At 67.1% G+C, this 17,842-nt stretch carries 19 protein-coding genes; 11 read left to right on the forward strand and 8 right to left on the reverse strand.

Features of this window, described 5'->3' with window-relative positions; translation table 11 throughout:
* Positions 1-85 precede the first annotated feature (85 nt).
* The 3 genes from CFB39_RS21460 to CFB39_RS21470 all read left to right on the forward strand — a co-directional run bounded on the left by CFB39_RS21460 (position 86) and on the right by CFB39_RS21470 (position 2,407).
* Complete coding sequence (locus CFB39_RS21460; RefSeq protein ID WP_089428109.1) at positions 86-514, forward strand: MarR family winged helix-turn-helix transcriptional regulator; 429 nt, start codon at positions 86-88, stop codon at positions 512-514.
* A gap of 188 nt (positions 515-702) precedes the next feature.
* Positions 703-1,950 carry an aconitase X gene (locus CFB39_RS21465; RefSeq protein ID WP_089474363.1) on the forward strand — a complete coding sequence of 416 codons (1,248 nt, stop codon included), beginning with the start codon at positions 703-705 and terminating at the stop codon, positions 1,948-1,950.
* Between the two features lie 16 nt (positions 1,951-1,966).
* Positions 1,967-2,407, forward strand: a complete 441-nt coding sequence (locus CFB39_RS21470; protein WP_373452748.1) for an aconitase X swivel domain-containing protein — start codon at positions 1,967-1,969, stop codon at positions 2,405-2,407.
* A 49-nt stretch (positions 2,408-2,456) separates the two neighbouring features.
* Here the strand turns inward: CFB39_RS21470 and CFB39_RS21475 are convergent, their stop codons facing one another.
* Complete coding sequence (locus tag CFB39_RS21475; RefSeq protein ID WP_089428106.1) at positions 2,457-2,876, reverse strand: ester cyclase; 420 nt, start codon at positions 2,874-2,876, stop codon at positions 2,457-2,459.
* Between the two features lie 155 nt (positions 2,877-3,031).
* Between CFB39_RS21475 and CFB39_RS21480 the strand changes: the two genes are divergently transcribed.
* A complete protein-coding gene (locus CFB39_RS21480) occupies positions 3,032-3,922 on the forward strand; it encodes a LysR family transcriptional regulator (RefSeq protein ID WP_089474365.1) in 891 nt (296 codons plus the stop codon).
* Here the strand turns inward: CFB39_RS21480 and CFB39_RS21485 are convergent.
* Positions 3,919-5,019, reverse strand: coding sequence for an AraC family transcriptional regulator (locus CFB39_RS21485; protein WP_089474366.1), 1,101 nt, complete (start codon positions 5,017-5,019; stop codon positions 3,919-3,921). The genes CFB39_RS21480 and CFB39_RS21485 overlap by 4 nt on opposite strands.
* 85 nt (positions 5,020-5,104) lie before the next feature.
* On the opposite strand from CFB39_RS21485, the gene CFB39_RS21490 reads away from it, so the two are divergent.
* A complete protein-coding gene (locus tag CFB39_RS21490) occupies positions 5,105-7,138 on the forward strand; it encodes an NADPH-dependent 2,4-dienoyl-CoA reductase (RefSeq protein ID WP_089475625.1) in 2,034 nt (677 codons plus the stop codon).
* A 195-nt stretch (positions 7,139-7,333) separates the two neighbouring features.
* Here the strand turns inward: CFB39_RS21490 and CFB39_RS21495 are convergent, their stop codons facing one another.
* Positions 7,334-7,738: a DUF2471 family protein gene (locus CFB39_RS21495; protein WP_039344831.1), complete on the reverse strand. Its 405-nt coding sequence runs from the start codon at positions 7,736-7,738 to the stop codon at positions 7,334-7,336.
* 164 nt (positions 7,739-7,902) lie between these two features.
* Entirely contained in the window at positions 7,903-8,796 is an 894-nt protein-coding gene (locus tag CFB39_RS21500; RefSeq protein WP_089474367.1) for a LysR family transcriptional regulator, read from the reverse strand.
* An 86-nt stretch (positions 8,797-8,882) separates the two neighbouring features.
* On the opposite strand from CFB39_RS21500, the gene CFB39_RS21505 reads away from it, so the two are divergent.
* Entirely contained in the window at positions 8,883-9,662 is a 780-nt protein-coding gene (locus CFB39_RS21505) for an NAD(P)H-dependent oxidoreductase (protein WP_089474368.1), read from the forward strand.
* 116 nt (positions 9,663-9,778) lie between these two features.
* Here CFB39_RS21505 and catC read toward each other — a convergent pair whose 3' ends face one another.
* From catC to CFB39_RS21520, 3 genes are read right to left on the reverse strand one after another with little or no spacing between them, the layout of a single operon-like run.
* Positions 9,779-10,069 (reverse strand): muconolactone Delta-isomerase, encoded by a 291-nt coding sequence (gene catC / locus CFB39_RS21510; protein ID WP_011355923.1) that lies wholly within the window; start codon positions 10,067-10,069, stop codon positions 9,779-9,781.
* 43 nt (positions 10,070-10,112) lie between these two features.
* On the reverse strand, positions 10,113-11,015 hold the full coding sequence (gene catA, locus CFB39_RS21515; protein ID WP_089428087.1) for a catechol 1,2-dioxygenase: 903 nt from the start codon (positions 11,013-11,015) through the stop codon (positions 10,113-10,115).
* A 32-nt stretch (positions 11,016-11,047) separates the two neighbouring features.
* Positions 11,048-12,181 carry a muconate/chloromuconate family cycloisomerase gene (locus CFB39_RS21520; protein WP_089428086.1) on the reverse strand — a complete coding sequence of 378 codons (1,134 nt, stop codon included), beginning with the start codon at positions 12,179-12,181 and terminating at the stop codon, positions 11,048-11,050.
* A 91-nt stretch (positions 12,182-12,272) separates the two neighbouring features.
* Here CFB39_RS21520 and CFB39_RS21525 point away from each other — a divergent pair, with 91 nt between their 5' ends.
* A complete protein-coding gene (locus tag CFB39_RS21525) occupies positions 12,273-13,163 on the forward strand; it encodes a LysR family transcriptional regulator (RefSeq protein WP_047851664.1) in 891 nt (296 codons plus the stop codon).
* A gap of 155 nt (positions 13,164-13,318) precedes the next feature.
* On the opposite strand, the gene andR is transcribed toward CFB39_RS21525, so the two are convergent.
* On the reverse strand, positions 13,319-14,278 hold the full coding sequence (andR, locus tag CFB39_RS21530; protein WP_089474369.1) for an anthranilate 1,2-dioxygenase regulatory protein AndR: 960 nt from the start codon (positions 14,276-14,278) through the stop codon (positions 13,319-13,321).
* 213 nt (positions 14,279-14,491) lie between these two features.
* Here andR and andAc point away from each other — a divergent pair, with 213 nt between their 5' ends.
* The 4 genes from andAc to andAa are packed head-to-tail and all read left to right on the forward strand — an operon-like array spanning position 14,492 to position 17,823.
* The gene (gene andAc, locus CFB39_RS21535; protein ID WP_089457761.1) at positions 14,492-15,763 is read left to right on the forward strand and encodes an anthranilate 1,2-dioxygenase large subunit AndAc; all 1,272 of its coding nucleotides are present in this window, start codon (positions 14,492-14,494) and stop codon (positions 15,761-15,763) included.
* Positions 15,764-15,780: 17 nt separating this feature from the next.
* Positions 15,781-16,266 (forward strand): anthranilate 1,2-dioxygenase small subunit AndAd, encoded by a 486-nt coding sequence (gene andAd / locus CFB39_RS21540; RefSeq protein WP_089443060.1) that lies wholly within the window; start codon positions 15,781-15,783, stop codon positions 16,264-16,266.
* A 20-nt stretch (positions 16,267-16,286) separates the two neighbouring features.
* On the forward strand, positions 16,287-16,613 hold the full coding sequence (gene andAb, locus CFB39_RS21545) for an anthranilate 1,2-dioxygenase ferredoxin subunit AndAb (RefSeq protein ID WP_089474370.1): 327 nt from the start codon (positions 16,287-16,289) through the stop codon (positions 16,611-16,613).
* Positions 16,603-17,823 (forward strand): anthranilate 1,2-dioxygenase system ferredoxin--NAD(+) reductase, encoded by a 1,221-nt coding sequence (andAa, locus tag CFB39_RS21550; RefSeq protein ID WP_089474371.1) that lies wholly within the window; start codon positions 16,603-16,605, stop codon positions 17,821-17,823. Before andAb ends, andAa begins: the two co-directional genes overlap by 11 nt.
* Positions 17,824-17,842 lie beyond the last annotated feature (19 nt).

The raw sequence follows: 17,842 nt of genomic DNA on the forward strand, positions 1-17,842 counted from the left end.
TCTCCTTGACGCGAGGCCGGCCGCCGGCCTTGTTACGGCGGAGTGTACATTGACTTTATGCATATGCACATATAAATTGCGAAACATGAACGACACCTCGATTGCCCAGGCGTGCAACTGCCTCGCGCTGCGTCAGGCGGCGCGCTTCGTCACGCAACTGTACGAGCGCCATCTGGCCCCGGTCGGCGTCACGCCCGCCCAGTTCTCGATCATGGCGAACCTGACGCGCCAGCCCGGCCTGCTGATGAGCGAACTCGCCGATACGCTCGTGATGGATCGCACGACGCTGCTGCGCGCGCTGAAGCCGCTGCAGCGCGACGGCTTCGTCGCGACGGCCGCGTCCGAGCACGACACGCGCGCGCATGCGCTGAGCCTCACGAAGCTGGGCGAGCGCACGTTCGCTGAAGCGAAAGTCGCATGGCAGGCTGCACAGGACGAATTCGAGACGCAGTTCGGCCGCGACCGCGCGAAGGCGCTGCGCGACGAGCTGTTCAGTGTGACCGCGGAACGCTAGACGGCGGGCTGGCGACAAACTGGTGCGGAATTCGAGCCATTGGTTGCGTCGGCAGCGTTCAATGGCGGAAATTGGTTTTTGAAAATGTCCGGATCGATGGTGATCTGGACAGTTTTTATTTCCAGTTGTAGAGTCCCCTGACGGATTTCACGCGCCGGCGCCGTCGGCACGCGTCAGAGGAGCCACCGATGCTGCAGTTGAGTGACCGCGACAGCGCCATGCTGCGTGGGGATTTCGGCGAGGGCGTCGCACGCGCGATGCGGATCGTCGCGCGCACGGCACACGTGATGTCCGCGCCGCACCTGATCGACATCACGTCCGCGCATATCGACGGCTGCCTGTACCACGGCCAGACCAGCCTCGACTTCGTCGAGTATTTCGTCGACACGGGCGCGAAGGTCGCGGTGCCGACCACGCTGAACGTCGGGTCGCTCGATCTGATCCATCCCGAGCTGTACCACGGCGATCGCACGATCCAGCGCGATGCGCAGCGCCTGATGGATGCGCATCTGCAGCTCGGCTGCGAATCGAGCTTCACGTGCGCGCCCTATCAACTGAAGAACCGTCCCGCGAAAGGCGAGCAGATCGCGTGGGCCGAATCGAACGCGATCGTGTTCGCGAACTCGGTGCTCGGCGCGCGGACGAGCCGGTACGGCGATTTTCTCGACCTGGCCGCGGCGATCACCGGGCGTGCGCCGTATGCGGGGCTGCATGTCGAAGCGAATCGCGCCGCGCGGATCGTGTTCAACGCACCGGATTTCAGTCGCCTGCTGTCGCGCGACATCTATTTCGCCGCACTCGGGCTGCTGATCGGCAGGATCGCGGGCGCGGTCGTGCCGGCGATCGTCGGGCTGCCGGCGAACACCACCGAAGACGAACTCAAGGCACTCGGCGCGGCCGCCGCGTCGAGCGGGGCCGTCGCGCTGTTCCATGCGGTCGGCGTGACACCTGAAGCCCCCACGCTCGATGCCGCGTTGCACGGACAAGCGGCGCAACGCACGGTCGATGTCGCGATGGCCGATCTCGACGAGATTCGCCGCACGCTGAACCACGGCGCGGCCGGCGATGCGCTTGTCGCGGTGGCGCTCGGCACGCCGCATTTCTCGCTGGCCGAATTCCGCACGCTCGATACCTTGCTCGATGCGTTCGACGGCAAGCCGGCCTGCGATTTCTACGTGAACACGAGCCGGTTCATCCTGTGGGAACTGGAGGAGGCCGGCCTCGCGGAGAAATTCGCGGCACGCGGCATCCAGATCGTCGTCGATACCTGCACGTACATCACGCCGGTGATGAAGCAACTGTCGGGGCTCGTGATGACCAATTCGGGGAAATGGGCGTCGTATGCGCCCGCGAACATCGGCGTGACGGTCGCGTACGGCAGCATGCGCGAATGCGTGCGTTCGGCGTACGAAGGAAAGGTGCGATTCGGTGACTGAAGCCACGGGGAAGATGATGACGGGCGACACGCTCGTGCCGGGCAGCGCATGCGCGCGCCCGTTCGTGCTCGACAAGCCGCTCAGCTTCTGGGGCGGCTACGACTCGGGCGCCGGAAAGATCGTCGATCGCGGCCATCCGCAGGCCGGCGCGAGCCTCGCCGGCAAGGTGATGGTGATGCCGCACGCGAAGGGCTCGAGTTCGAGCAGCAGCGTGCTCGCGGAAGCCGTGCGCAACGGCACGGGGCCGGTCGCGATCGTGCTGAAGGAGCGCGACCTGATCATCTCGATCGGCGCGATCGTGGCGGCCGAGCTGTATGCGATCGCGGTGCCGGTGGTGTGCGTGACCGACGACGTGTACGACGCGATCGTCGCCGCGACGGGGGAGGTGCGGATCGAAGCGGATGAGGGTGACGGCGGCGCGCGGATTGATCTGGGCGGCGCGGCGCGTTCGGCCTGATCGATTCGCGCGTGGCACGGCGAGCGCGCTTGCTCGCCGCTCCTGAGTGTTACAGCTGCGCGCCCTTCAGGCTCCGGTGCACCTCGAGCGCATTGCGTTCGACCCAGTTGTGCTGAAGCAACCCGTCGTCGCGCACGTGCCAGACGGCCGTGCCCGTCATGTCGATGGGCGACCCGCACGGCGCCGATCCCATGAACCCGTTGTTCTTCCCCGTCACGCGCCAGCGGCTCGCGACGCGGTCGCCCGCTTCGTTCTGGAACGTTTCGACGACGTCGAACCGGAAGTCGTCGATGCTCGCGAGGAACGCCGCGACCCACGTCTTGAATGCCGCGCGCGAGCGGATGACCACGCCCCCCGACGTGATCGCGAAATCCTCGGCGACGAGTGCGTCCACCGCGTCGGGATTGCGCGCCTGCCAGACTTCCCGCCAGAAGTGCTCGACGATCTCGACCGAATTGCGTTTGCTCATCTTTCTGCTCCGTTGAAACGACGACCTTGATCCGTTGCCTGCCGCGACTCGCGATCGAGTCCGGCTGACACGCAGTCATTGTGTGAACTTGCCAACAAGAAGACAAACGAATAATCTTTCTTGGATCTAGAAGATTATCGAATGGATGGGGCACGATGCTGGACCTGGATTTGCTGCACGCGTTCGTCGCCGTGGCCGAGACGGGCAGCTTCACGGCGGCTGCCGACGTCGTCGGCCGTTCGCAATCGGCCGTCAGCCAGAAAGTGTTGCGGCTCGAGGAGGCGCTGGGCGTGCGCGTGTTCGAGCGCACGAGCCGCTCGCTGAGGCTGACGCAGGAAGGCGAGCGCGTGCTTGCCGGCGGGCGGCGGTTGCTGGCGCAGTACGACGCGTTCATGCGCGAATGGCGGGAGCCGCAGCGAGTCGAGCGGTTGCGGCTCGGCGTCTCCGAAAATCTCGTGCACGCGCAATTGCCGCTCATCCTCGCGCGCTTCGGTGAGCGCTTCCCGGCCGTTCAGCTGGAACTCGTCACCGGATCGAGCCCGGAACTCGCCGACGCGCATCGGGCCGGCCTGCTCGATGTGGTCTTCGCCCGGCAGAAGCAGGAAGGCGCGCCACTGCGCGGCCGCGTGATCTGGCGCGAGCCGCTGGTGTGGCTGGCCGCGAAAAACTACCGGAACGACCCGGGCCGCCCTGCGCGCCTCGTCATGATGCCGCCGCCTTGCGCCTATCGCGAAGTGATGACCGAAAGCCTGGATGCGGCACGCCGCGAATGGTCGGTGGGCTGCACGGCCAGCAATCTGGCCGGCGTGCAGGCCGCGGTGGCGGGTGGGTTGGGCGTCACCGCGCTGGGCAAGTCGTTCCTGCAGCCCGGCATGAAGATCCTGCCGACGTCCGCGCAATGGCCGGCGCTGCCCGCGTCCGAAGTCGCCGTGATCGGTGAGGGCCCGGCCACGCAGCCCGTCGTCGAGCCGCTCGTCGGCATGTTCGTCGAAGTCCTGACGGCGCGTGCGTCGACGAGCCTGGATGCGACGATCGAATCGGATTAGCGTGCGCTGTCCGGCTTCTGTCCCGTCAACCCGGCAGCCGCTTCACGATACGCACTCGGCGTTTGCCCGGCCCAGCGCCGGAACGCGCGCGTGAAGTTCGCCGGGTCGGTGAATTGCAGCCGTTCGGCGATCGTCTTCAGGTCGAGATCCGACGCGGTGAGCAACTGCTTCGCGTCGCGAAACCGCGCTTCGTCGAGCAATTGCCGATAGCTCGAACCGGCGTCCTCAAGCCGGCGCCGCAGCGTGCGGGTCGACACGAGCAGCGCGTCGGCGAGCGTCTCCGGTCCCGGGTAATCGCCGGCCCCGCGTGCCAGCTCCGCGCGCACGCGTTCGACGAGATCGCCTTCCTCCTGACGCACCTGCGCGTATTCGCGCTCCACCTGCACGAGCGCCTGCCGGTGCGCGACTTCGTCGGCGAGCGGCAGCGGCCAGTCGAGCACGTCGCGCGCGATCCACAGCGCGTTGGCGGCGCAGCCGAATTCGACCGGTGGCAATTGATCGCGATAGCGCGCGAAATAAGGCGGCTCCGGCCACGCGAATTGCAGCTTGATCGGCGGCGACTCGCGTCCGGCCCATTGCGAAATGTTCTGCGCGAGCCCGGTCAACACGAATTCGAACATCACGTGATGCTGCAGCACGGGGCTGGCCTGTACGCCGTGCAGTTCGAGCGTCGCGCCGCGTTCGTCTTCTGCATAGGTCAGGCGATATTGGCGATTGCGCATCCGGAAGTAGCGCTGCGTGACGGCGAGCGCTTCCCGGATGTCCCGCGCGGTCAGCGTCGCATAGCCGAGAAAACCGTGCACGGTCGGCTTCAGCAGCAGCCCGAACGCGAGCCCGATGCCCGGATCGCCGCCGATCTCGATCGCATTGAGCACGAGCCGCCCCCATTGCGACGGCGCGACGCGCGCGTCCGGTTCGGCCAATACCGCATCGCGCAGGCCGGTGCCGGCGCGTACGGCGGCCAGATCGACGCCGCGCGCGGCCAGCGCCTGCAGCAGCAGGCGCGGATAGGCGACCGGAATCGTCGGCCGGCGCAGCCCGAGGCGGTCCTTGGCGAGAGGGGAAGTCATGTCGTCTTGGCCGGAAATGACAAGCATTATGGCTGTTTGCCCCCTCACGTTCAAGGCGGCGCGCGCCTACGATGTCACGCATCGCTTACTGGCACGAATCGGCACGCTCATCATGACCACGACCTTTCCCCACCTGCTCGCCCCGCTCGATCTCGGCTTCACGACGCTGAAGAACCGCGTGTTGATGGGCTCGATGCACACGGGCCTCGAGGACAGCCGCAAGACGTTGCCGCGGCTCGCCGAATATTTCGCCGAACGCGCCCGCGGCGGCGTCGGCCTGATCGTGACGGGCGGCTTCGCGCCGAACGTGGCCGGCTGGACCAAGCCGTTCGGCGGCACGCTGATGACGTCGGCTGCCGCGCGGCGGCATCGCGAGATCACGGAGGCCGTGCACGCGGAGGACGGCAAGATCGCGCTGCAGATCCTGCATACGGGACGCTACGGCTATCACCCGTTCGCGGTCGCGCCGTCGAAGATCAAGTCGCCGATCTCGCCGTTCGCGCCGCACGAACTGAGCGCGCGCGGCGTCGAGCGGCAGATTCGCGCGTTCGTCCGCTGCGCGAAGCTCGCGCGGGAAGCCGGGTATGACGGCGTCGAGATCATGGGCTCCGAAGGCTACCTGATCAACCAGTTCATCTCGATGCATACGAACAAGCGCACCGACCAGTGGGGCGGTTCGTACGAGAACCGCATCCGGCTGCCGATCGAGATCATCGAGCGCACGCGCGAAGCGGTCGGCCGCGATTTCATCCTGATCTACCGGCTGTCGATGCTCGACCTGATTCCGGACGGCAGCGACTGGAGCGAAACCGTGCAGCTCGCGAAGGCCGTCGAGCGCGCGGGCGCGACCATCATCAACACGGGAATCGGCTGGCACGAGGCGCGGGTGCCGACGATCGCGACGTCGGTGCCGCGCGGCGCGTTCGCGTGGGTGACGAAGAAGATGAAGGGCGAGGTCGGCATTCCGCTCGTGACGACCAACCGCATCAACCGTCCCGAAGTGGCCGAGCAGATCCTCGCGGACGGCTGCGCGGACATGGTGTCGATGGCGCGCCCGCTGCTCGCGGATGCCGAGTTCGTCGTCAAGGCCGCGCAGGGCCGTGCCGACGAGATCAATACCTGCATCGGCTGCAACCAGGCGTGCCTCGATCACGCGTTCAAGAACCAGATCGCGTCGTGCCTGCTGAACCCGCGCGCGTGCCACGAGACGGAGCTGAAATACACGCCCGCCGCGCAGCCGAAGCGCATCGCGGTGGTCGGCGCGGGGCCGGCCGGGCTCGCATGCTCGACCGTGCTTGCGCAGCGCGGCCATCAGGTCGATTTGTTCGACGGCGCGGCCGAGATCGGCGGCCAGTTCAACATGGCGAAGCGGATTCCGGGCAAGGAAGAGTTTCACGAAGCGCTGAGCTACTTCGGCCGCCAGGTCGAGCTGACCGGCGTGAACCTGCACCTGAACCGCCGCGTCGATGCGAGCGACCTGATCGCGGGCGGCTACGACGAGATCGTGCTCGCGACCGGCGTCGCGCCGCGCGACCCGAAGATCCCGGGGCAGGACGGGCCGAACGTGCTCAGCTACATCGACGTGCTCGCGGGCCGGCAGCCGGTCGGCCGGCGTGTCGCGGTGGTCGGGGCGGGCGGGATCGGCTTCGATGTCGCCGAGTACCTGGTGCAGGAGGGCGAATCGCCGGCGCTCGACCTGGAAGAGTGGAAGGCCGAGTGGGGCGTGACCGACCCGGCCGCGACGCGCGGTGGCGTGACGCGGGCACAGGTGACGGCGCCGGCGCGCGAAGTGACGCTGCTGCAGCGCAAGGCCGCGCCGCTCGGCAAGGGGCTCGGCAAGACGACCGGCTGGATTCACCGCGCGACGCTGAAGATGAAGCAGGTGAAGATGATCGGCGGCGTGAACTATGAACAGATCGACGCGCGTGGGCTGCACGTGTCATACGGCGAGCAGCGCACCGATCACGAGCTGATCGAAGCCGACACGATCGTGCTCTGCACGGGGCAGGAGCCGCAGCGCGCGTTGCTCGAGCCGCTGCAGGCGGCCGGGCGCTCGGTGCACCTGATCGGCGGCGCGGAACTGGCCGCCGAACTCGACGCGAAGCGCGCGATCGATCAGGGCTCACGGCTCGCCGCGCGGCTGTAACGGGCGGTCGCTGCGACGGCCCCTTGAAGGTGCGCCGCGTGGCGGTGATCCGCCAGCGCGGCGATTCGTGGCTCACCGTCTGCTGCACCGATTCGCGGGCGCAGGACGGAAATGAGCCGCAACGCCGGCCGCGTCGCCACGCAACGTGGCGGCGCTACCCTGACAGACCGTGGCGGCGACTGGCCATCACACGGCTCAGGCCGCTTCGGCCCGTTCTTCCTCTTCCGCTTCCAGCATCGCCTTGACGATCAGGTAGATGGCCGGCAGGTCGTCATCGTCGCGGCGCCAGTCGACCGGCTCCTCGACATCCGCGGCGACCAGGCGGCTGTCGCGCAGCCGGATGAACGCGTCGACGACGGCCGGATCGTTGCGGCTCAGGAAGCCGGCATTCGAGAATGCCAGCTCTTCGACGTTCAGCAGCGCCTGCCAGCTCATCGTGCGCACGGCCGCGGGATGGGTGCGGCGCCGCAGGCCGAGCGCCCGCTGCGCGGGGCCGCCCGCGACTCGCTGCAGATCGACGACCGCCCGCTGCGCGGCGCGCTCGAAGTGGACGGGGTTGAAGCCGGGTTGCTCGGGATCGAATGCGGATGCCTGGAACATGGTCGCCTCACAAAAGTCCGTTCGTCTGTGAATGACGGAATTCGGGTCAAATGGTGCAAAAGCACTGTAAATATATACAGTGTTTGGCGCGGTTTCAAGCCCCGAATGAAGGATTTCGTGCGATGGCGATCGAAGCGGGCGGCCGCCCCGGGCACGCGACCGATCTACACCGCTGCCGCGATCGTCTCCCGCAACCACCGATGCGCCGGATCGCGATGCACGCGTTCGTGCCACAGCATCGACATTTCATAGCCGGGCACGTCGACGGGCGCTGCCACCACGCGCAGCGCGGGCACGTCGCGCACCAGCCGCTCGGGCACCATCGCGACGAGATCGGTGCTCGCCACGGCCGACAGCACGAACAGGAAATGCGGCACCGACAGCACGACGCGCCGCGTGGCGCCCACCTTCGCGAGCGCTTCGTCCGTCACGCCGAAGAAGCCGCCGCCGTCGGGCGACACGATCACGTGCTCGAGCGTGCCGAACTGCGCGAGCGTCGGGCGCCGCTTCAGCTTCGGGTGCCCGGCACGGCCGATGAGCACGTAACGCTCGGCGAACAGCGGCAAGCGCCGCATCCCGGGCGGCGACGCTTCGGTCATATGGAAGACGAGATCGATGCCGTTTCGTTCGGTATCCTGCTCGATGCGCGGCGGTACAAGCTCGACCACGGCGAGGCGCGTCGCGGGCGCGGCCGAACGCAGCGTGTTCAGCGCGGGCAGCACGATCGTCGATTCGCCGTAGTCGGTCGCGGCCACGCGCCACGTGTTCGTCGCGGTCGCGGGATCGAACGGCGTGGCCGGAATGACCGCGCGCTCGACTGCTTCGAGCGCATCGCGCAACGGTTCGCGCAGCGCTTCCGCGCGCGCGGTCGGCCGCATTCCGCGCGGCCCCGGCAGCAGCAGCGGATCGCCGAAAACGTCGCGCAGCTTCTGCAATTGCACGCTCACCGACGGCTGCGACATGTTCAGCTTCTCGGCCGCACGCGTGACGTTGTGCTCGGCGAGCAGCACGTCGAGCGTGACGAGCAGATTGAGATCGAGTCGTCTGAGATTGTTCAAGGCTATACCTGGAATATCAGGAATTCATTTCAAATATACCGTTGGCGGCGGCATCCTGCAGTCATTCAAGCAACGGAGTACCGAACATGAATGTGCTGATCGTCTATGCCCATCCTGAACCGCGTTCGCTGAACGGCGCATTGCGCGACTTCTCCGTCGCCCATCTCGAAGCGGCCGGCCACACGGTGCAGGTGACCGACCTGTATGCGATGAACTGGAAGGCGGCGTTCGACGCGGACGACCTGACCGGGCGTGAGCCGGACGCGCGTTTCGATCCGTCGAACGACTCGAAGCACGCGTTTGCGACCGGCACGCAGCGCGAAGACATCGTGCGCGAGCAGGACAAGTTGCGGTGGGCCGATGCGGTGATCCTGCAGTTCCCGCTGTGGTGGTTCTCGATGCCGGCGATCATGAAGGGCTGGTTCGAGCGCGTGTATGCGTGCGGCTTCGCTTACGGCGTGGGCGAGCATTCCGATACGCACTGGGGCGATCGCTATGGCGAAGGTTCGCTTGCCGGCAAGCGCGCGATGGTGATCGTCACGGCGGGCGGGTGGGAGTCGCATTACAGCCCGCGCGGCATCAACGGGCCGATCGACGACGTGCTGTTCCCGATCCAGCACGGGATGCTGTATTACCCAGGCTTCGACGTGCTGCCGCCGTTCGTGATCTATCGGACGGGGAAGATGAACGACGCGCGCTTCGACGAAACGCGCGCGGCGCTCGGCAAGCGTCTGGATGAACTGTGGAGCACGCAGCCGATTCCGTTCCGCAGGCAGAACGCGGGTGATTACGAGATCCCGGCGTTGACGCTTAAGGACGAGATCGTGCCGGGGAAGGTGGGGTTTGCGGTGCATCTGGCGGAGTGACGGTTGCCGCGTACCCTGATGCGGCGCGACCGAGCCGTGGCCGAATGCAAAACGGCACGGGCATGCCCGTGCCGTCCATTGCGCGGCCGTCGTCAACGGCCGCGATTCGCGTTCACTTACCGATCGTCTTCCCGCACCGAAGAAGGATGCCGGCACAGCGCCCGCACTTCCATCTCCATATACGGAAATAGCGGCAACTGGCTCAGCAGGTCATGCAGCTGCTGCACGCTCTCGACGTCGAAAATACTGACGTTCGCATACTGCCCGGCGATCCGCCACAGATGCCGCCAGGTCCCTTCGTTCATCAGCCGCTGGCACATCGCCTTTTCTTCCGCCTTCAGCGTAGCCGCCTTGACCGGATCCATGTCCGTCGGCAGACGGACGGTCATTTCCACATGAAACAGCATCCTGCACTCCTTGCGTTATCGGTTCGTCGAATCGGAAGGCCACTCACGCCTGCGCGCGGGCCCGCTCGACTTCGCTGCCCGGCACGTCCTGCTTGTCCTTGAGCAGCGAGAAATCGAAATCGATCAGCGCGAACTGCCCGTCGACGCCATACGGCTTGCCTTCCGCGCCTTCGGCCTGCTTCACCGGCGGGATCAACCCGTCGCGCGTCGCGAAGGCGAAGTCGTCCCACAGATGCGGGTCGCCATCGATGTTGATCTGCGTCGTCAGCTTACGATAACCGTCCGCCGAAACGAAGAAGTGAATGTGCGCCGGACGATGGCCGTGGCGGCCGAGCTGGTCGAGCAATTGCTCGGTCTTGCTGCCCGGCGGCACGCTGTAGCCGACCGGCAGCACGCTGCGGAAGCTGTAGCGGCCTTCGGCATCGGTGCGGATCGAGCGGCGCAGGTTGAACGCGGGCTGCGACTGATCGAAGTACGAGTAGTTGCCGAGATGGTTCGCGTGCCATACCTCGACCAGTGCGTTCGCGATCGGCGCGCCGTCCTGGCCGAGCACCTGGCCGCGCATGATCAGCGTCTGGCCCGGATCGGTGCCGTCGTCGAGACGCGCATGGCCGACCGATTCCGGCGCACCGGCGACATACAGCGGCCCTTCGATCGTGCGCGGCGTGCCGCCCTGGATGCCGGCCTTTTCCTCGGCTTCGTCCATGCGCACGTCGAGGAAGCGCTCGAGGCCGAGGCCCGCGGCGATCAGCCCGAATTCGCGGCCGGCTTCGTTCAGGTAATTCAGCGCCGTCCAGAATTCGCTCGGCTGCACGTCGAAGTCCTCGATCGTGTAGCAGATGTCCTTCACGATCCGGTTGACGATCGCGCGCACGCGCGGGTTGCCCGGCTTCTCGGCGGCGTCGTCGAAGGTCTTCAGCAGTGCGTCGATGGCTTGCTTGTTCATCTGTGTCTCCGGTTTCGGTTGTCGTGTGGGGATCAGCGGGCGTCGCGTCGCATCCGTTCGATGCGGGCCCAGTCGAAGGTGATGCCGAGGCCGGGCGCTGCCGGCAGGTGCAGCTTGAAATCCGCGTAGCGCAGCGGCTCGACGAGGATCTCCTCGGTGAGCAGCAGCGGGCCGAACAGCTCGGTGCCCCATTTCAGCGAGTCGAACGTGCTGAACAGCTGCGCGGACGCCATCGTGCCGGCCGCGCCCTCGAGCATCGTGCCGCCGTACAGTTCGATGCCCGCCGCCGCCGCGATCGACGCGACGCTCGCCGCACCCTGCAGGCCGCCCGATTGCGCGATCTTCACCGCGAACACGTCGGCCGCGCGATCCTGCGCGAGCGCGAATGCATCGACGGGGCCGTGCAGCGCCTCGTCGGCCATGATCGGCACCTGCGCCAGTTGCGTGAGGCGTTTCAGCCCCGCGCGGTTGGTCGCGGCGATCGGCTGCTCGACCAGGCTCACGCCGGCTTCCGCCAAGCGCGCACCGGCCCAGATCGCGTCGGTTTCGCTCCACGCCTGGTTCACGTCGACGCGCACATCGCCGCGTTCGCCGAGCGCGCGCTTGATCGCGATCACGTGCGCGACGTCGTCGGCCACCGCGTTCGAGCCGATCTTCAGCTTGAACGCGCGGTGGCGGCGCGCGTCGAGCATCGCTTCGGCTTCCGCGATATCACGCTGCGTGTCGCCGCTCGCGAGCGTCCAGGCGACATCGACCGCATCGGTCCGGCGGCCGCCGAACAGCTCGGACAGCGGCACGCCGAGGCGGCGCGCCTGCGCGTCGAACAGCGCGGTCTCGATCGCGCACTTCGCGAAGCGGTTGCCCTGGAACAGCTTGCGGGCGCGCGCCAGCGCAGCGCCCGGGCGGGTCGCGTCCATGCCTTGCAGCAGCGGTGCGAAGTAGGTGTCGATGTTGACCTTGATGCTTTCGGGGCTCTCCTCGCCGTATGCGAGACCGCCGATGGTGGTCGCCTCGCCGACGCCTTCGATACCGTCCGTGCATCGAACACGCACCAGCACGAGGGTCTGGCAATTCATCGTGGCGACCGACAATTTGTGGGGCCGGATCGTCGGCACGTCGACGAGCAGGGTCTCGATGCGTTCGATGGTGGCGGCAGTTGCTATCATGCGATTCCTCCTGTTGGTGCACATGGTAGGAATTCCCGCCCCGCGTCGTCCAACACTCTTTCCGACTACTTCCATACCTTTGAGGCATGAAATGGAATTGCGTCAGCTCCGCTACTTCATCGCCGTCGCCGAGGAAATGAACATCACGCGGGCGGCCGAGCGACTGCACATGACGCAGCCGCCGCTCAGCCGCCAGCTCCAGGCGATCGAGGACGAAATCGGGCTGCCGCTGTTCGAGCGCGGCGCGCGGCCGCTGAAACTGACGGATGCGGGGCGGGTGTTTTATGCGCAGGCGAAGCGCCTCGTCGACCAGGCCGACGAACTGGGCCCGCTGACCCGGCGGCTTGCGCAGCTGTCGGAGCGGATCGTGATCGGCTTCGTGCCGTCGACGCTGTACGGCGCGCTGCCGGACGTGATCCGCGCGTTTCGCGAGGCGCAGCCGGACGTCGAGTTGTCGCTGATCGAAATGTTTACGCTCGAACAGCTCGGCGCGCTGAAGGGCGGCCGGATCGACGTGGGCTTCGGCCGGCTGCGTTTCGACGACGACCAGCTGGTGCGCGAGGCGCTGATCGAGGAAAAGCTGATCGCGGCACTGCCGGTCGGGCATCCGCTCGCCGATCCGGCCCGGCCGCTGACGCTCGCGGATATCGCGAACGAGACGCTGATCGTCTATCCGAGCACGCCGCGGCCGAGCTTCGCCGATCAGCAGCTCTCGGCGCTGCGCGACGGCGCGCTGGTGCCGGCGGCCGTTCACGAGGTGCGCGAGCTGCAGACGGCGCTCGGGCTCGTGGCCGCGCAGGTCGGCGTGTCGCTGGTGCCGGAGAGCGTGGAGGGCGTGCGCGTGAAGGGCGTGGTCTACCGGCGGTTGCCGGAGCCGGCCGCGACGTCGCCGATCATCATGAGCCGCCGGCTGCACGGCGAAAGCGCGGCGACGGCCGCCTTCTGTGCGATTGCGCGGGAGATGATCGTCCCGGCGGGTTGACGATTGTCATTAACTTCTTCGAATTGCAACTAACGGTCTGTTTCGGCAAACACTGGCAGATGGGGGGAGGGCGCCGCGATGTCATGCGCTGTGGCGCGAGTGTTTCGGCGGTTACGCAAGCCGCCCGCCCGGGCGCGCGAGCATGCGCGACGACGTTACCGCTTCCCGTCGAGCGTTTCCGACGGCGATTCCCCGAACTTCTCCCGATACGCGATCGCGAAGCGCCCCAGGTGTGTAAACCCGCAATCGAGCGCGACATCGGCGATCCGGCGGTCGGATATCGCGCCGCGCAGCAGCTCGCGCGCGTGGTCGAGCCGCGTCGCGCGCAGGTATTGCATCGGGCTCATCCCGCGGAACTGCAGGAACGCGTCGCGCAGCGTCCGTTCCGGCACGTTGGCGGCCTGGACGATATCGGCGAGCTGCAGCGGCTGCGCGTAGTGCGCGTTCACGAACTCCTGCGCGCGCCGCACGAAGCCCGGCGCCGGGTCGCGGTGCGACGCCTGCAGCACGGACGGCGGGTGGCCTTCGATCAGCAGGTCGATCAGCAGGTGCTCGAGCTGGGAGGCGACGCGCGGGTTTGCGTTCGCGCGTTCGAGCAGTTCGGGCGAGCGTGCGACGAGCATCAGTTGCTGGCGCCACGCGGCGAGCGCGGCGTCGCTGACGTGCAGCACGGGATCGAGCGTCGCGCGCGGGTCGCCGGTCAGCGAGCCGACGGTCGCCGCGTCGATGCGCAGCACGAACTGCTCGCAATCGGCCGACAGCACCGCGTCGAAGCGTTCGCCGGGCGCACACAGCACGCCGGTCTGGCCGTCGACGCCGAGCTGCCGCCCCATCGCGCGCACCTCGGCCTGGCCGGACAGGCAGAACATCAGCAGGTAGTAGCCGTCGACCGCGTCGACCTGCACGCGCATCGCGTCGCCGAACGCGATCGTGCCGATCCCGAGCCCGCCGAGCCGGACGAAATCCATGTGCGACGCGCCCCGCGTGCGGCCGTTCGGCAGCAGCGCATGCGGCTGCATCACGCGCGAGATCCGCTCGCGCGTCTCGTCGAGATCGCGGGATTCGAACAGCCGGTGCGCGCGCAGCGCGAGCGGCTCGAACGACGTTGGGGACATGGGCATCAGCCTTGGTGTGGACGGCGTGCGCTTCGATCCGATCAATGGGTCGCGATCGTGCGCCGGGTCGTGTGTGCCGTCATGCTAGCGCAGAAATCCGCCGAAAGTGGATATTGCGCCGCCGCAATCGCACTTTCCGGATAGACGGCGAATATTAGCTTTTCAAAAATCGGCTCCATGCATTCAACGCAACGGATCGACAAGGAGTCCGACATGGAGCAGACAGAATCGCCCGTCGTTTTCGCCGCGCGCGACGACGCGTCCGACGTGAGCTTTCCGCACGACGACGGCTCGCGCGTGCCGTACAAGGTGTTCAGCTCGCGCGCGGTCTACGATCGCGAGCAGGAACGCATCTTCCGCGGCCCGACGTGGAACTTCGTCGCGCTGGAAGCGGAAATCCCGAACGCCGGCGACTTCAAGAGCACGTTCGTCGGCGACACGCCGGTGGTCGTCACGCGCACCGAGGACGGCGCGCTGTCCGCGTGGGTGAACCGCTGCGCGCACCGCGGCGCACAGGTGTGCCGCAAGTCGCGCGGCAACGCGAGCTCGCACACCTGCGTCTATCACCAGTGGAGCTTCGACAATTCCGGCAACCTGCTCGGCGTGCCGTTCCGGCGCGGCCAGAAGGGGATGTCCGGGATGCCGGCCGACTTCGACCCGAAGCAGCACGGGCTGCGCAAGCTGCGCGTCGACAGCTACCGCGGGCTCGTGTTCGCGACCTTCAGCGACGACGTGATGCCGCTGCCCGACTATCTCGGCGAGCAGATGCGGCCGTGGATCGACCGGATCTTCCACAAGCCGATCGAGTATCTCGGCTGCACGCGTCAGTATTCGAAGTCGAACTGGAAGCTGTACATGGAGAACGTGAAGGACCCGTATCACGCGAGCATGCTGCACCTGTTCCATACGACCTTCAACATCTTCCGCGTCGGGATGAAGGCGCGCTCGATTCCGGATGCGAACCACGGGCTGCACAGCATCATCACGGTGACGAAGACGGGCGACGACACGTCGGCCGCGTACAAGCAGCAGAACATCCGCTCGTTCGACGAAGGTTTTCATCTGGAAGACGAATCGATTCTCGACCTCGTGTCGGAATACGACGAGGACTGCACGAACCATATCCAGCCGATCTTCCCGCAGCTCGTGATCCAGCAGATCCACAACACGCTGGTCGCACGGCAGATCCTGCCGAAAGGCCCCGACAACTTCGAGCTGATCTTCCACTTCTTCGGCTACGCGGACGATACGCCCGAGCTGCGCGCACTGCGTATCAAGCAGGCGAACCTCGTCGGGCCGGCCGGCTACATCTCGATGGAGGACACGGAGGCGACCGAGCTCGTGCAGCGCGGCACGGTGCGCGACGGCGACGCGACGTCGGTGATCGAGATGTCGCGCGGCAATCCGGACCAGCAGGACACGGTGATCACCGAAAGCCTGATCCGCAAGTTCTGGGTCGGCTACCAGAAGCTGATGGGCTATTGAGGCGGGAGCGCGGAACGATGGAAAACCTGACGGAAGACATGAAGACGTGGTTCGAGATTTACATGCTCCAGAACCGCTATATCGGGCACCTCGACAACGACCGGCTCGAAGCGTGGCCGACGATGTTCACCGAGGACTGCACGTACGAAATCGTGCCGAAGGAGAACGCCGACCTCGGGCTGCCGGTCGGGATCGTCCACTGCACGAACCAGCGGATGCTGCGCGACCGCGTGGTGTCGCTGCGGCACGCGAACATCTACGAAGAGCACACGTACCGGCATATGACGTCGGGCCTGACGATCGTCGCGGAACGCGACGGCGAGATCGACACCGAGAGCAACTACGTCGTCGTGCAGACGCGCAGCAACGGCGAGTCGAACGTGTACCAGGCCGGCAAGTACTACGACACGGTCGTGCGCACGCCGGACGGGCTGCGCTACAAGACCAAGCGGGTGATCTACGACACGTCGCGCGTGCAGACGCTGCTCGCCACCCCGATCTGATACGGAAGCAAGGAACTGACATGACCGAAGCAACGCTCACCGAGTGGCATCCGCTCGGCGCTTTCGACGAATTCTCCGAAGACGAACCGGCCGCGCGCGTCGCCGGCCAGAAGCCGATCGCGGTGTTCCGGATCGGCGACGAACTGTTCGCGATGCACGACCTCTGCACGCACGGCCATGCGCGGCTGTCCGAAGGCTATGTGGAGGACGGCTGCGTCGAATGCCCGCTGCACCAGGGGCTGATCGACATCCGCACCGGCGCGCCGAAATGCGCACCGATCACGGAGCCGGTGCGGACCTATCCGATCCGGATCGTCGACGGGCAGGTGGAAGTCAATGTCGGCTGATCCGTTCGTGATCGTCGGCGCCGGGCATGCCGCGCGGCGCACGGCCGAAGCGCTGCGCGAGCGCGACGCGGCGGCGCGCATCGTGATGATCGGCGCGGAGCGCGAGCTGCCGTACGACCGGCCCGCGCTGTCGAAGGACGCGCTGTTGACGGACGGCGGCGAGCAGCGTGCGTTCGTGCGCGACGCCGCGTGGTACGACGCGCAGCGCATCGAGCTGCGGCTCGGCATGCGCGTCGATGCGATCGAACGCGATGCGCAGCGCGTGCGGCTCGACGACGGCACGACGCTGGCTTATGCGCGGCTCGTGCTCGCGACGGGTTCGCGGGTGCGCATGTTCGGTGGTGAGATCGACGAAGGCGTCACGCCGCACTACGTCCGCACGGTCGACGATGCACGTGCGTTGCGCGCGCAGCTTGCGCCGGGCCGCCGCGTGGCGGTGCTCGGCGGCGGGTTCATCGGGCTGGAGGTCGCGGCGGCGGCGCGCCAGCTCGGGTGCGACGTGACGGTGATCGATCCGGCGCCGCGCCTGCTGCAGCGTGCGTTGCCGGAAGTGGTCGGCGCGTATGCGCATCGGTTGCACGATGCGCGCGGCGTGGTCTTCCAGATGGCGACGCTGCCGCGCGCGATCCGTCGCGCACCGGGCGGCGGCGCGATCGTCGAGACCGATCACGGCGACGTGCCGGCCGACCTCGTCGTGGTCGGCATCGGTGTGGTGCCGAATGTCGAGGTCGCGCAGGCGGCCGGGCTCGAGGTCGACAACGGGATTCGCGTCGACGCGGGCTGCCGCACGGTCGATCCCGCGATCTTCGCGGCGGGCGAGGTGACGATGCACTTCAATCCGCTGCTCGGGCGTCACGTGCGGATCGAATCGTGGCAGGTGGCCGAAAACCAGCCGGCGGTTGCGGCCGCGAACCTGCTCGGCGCCGACGAGACTTATGCCGAGCTGCCATGGCTGTGGTCCGATCAGTACGACTGCAACCTGCAGATGCTCGGGTTGTTCGGCGGCGAGCGCACGATCGTCGTGCGCGGCGATCCGGCGAGCGGGCCGTTCACGGTGTTCGGCCTGGGGGATGACGGCAGGATCGTCGCGGTGGCGGCGGCGAACGTGGGGCGTGACATCGGCGCATCGCGCCGGTTGATCGCGGCGGGGGCGGTGCCCGATCCGGTGAAACTTGCGGATCCGGCGGTGAACCTGAAGACGTTCATGTAGCGGGCGCTCGGTCGTCCGG

It is taken from the genome of Burkholderia sp. AU6039 (assembly GCF_002223365.1).
GTDB lineage: Bacteria > Pseudomonadota > Gammaproteobacteria > Burkholderiales > Burkholderiaceae > Burkholderia.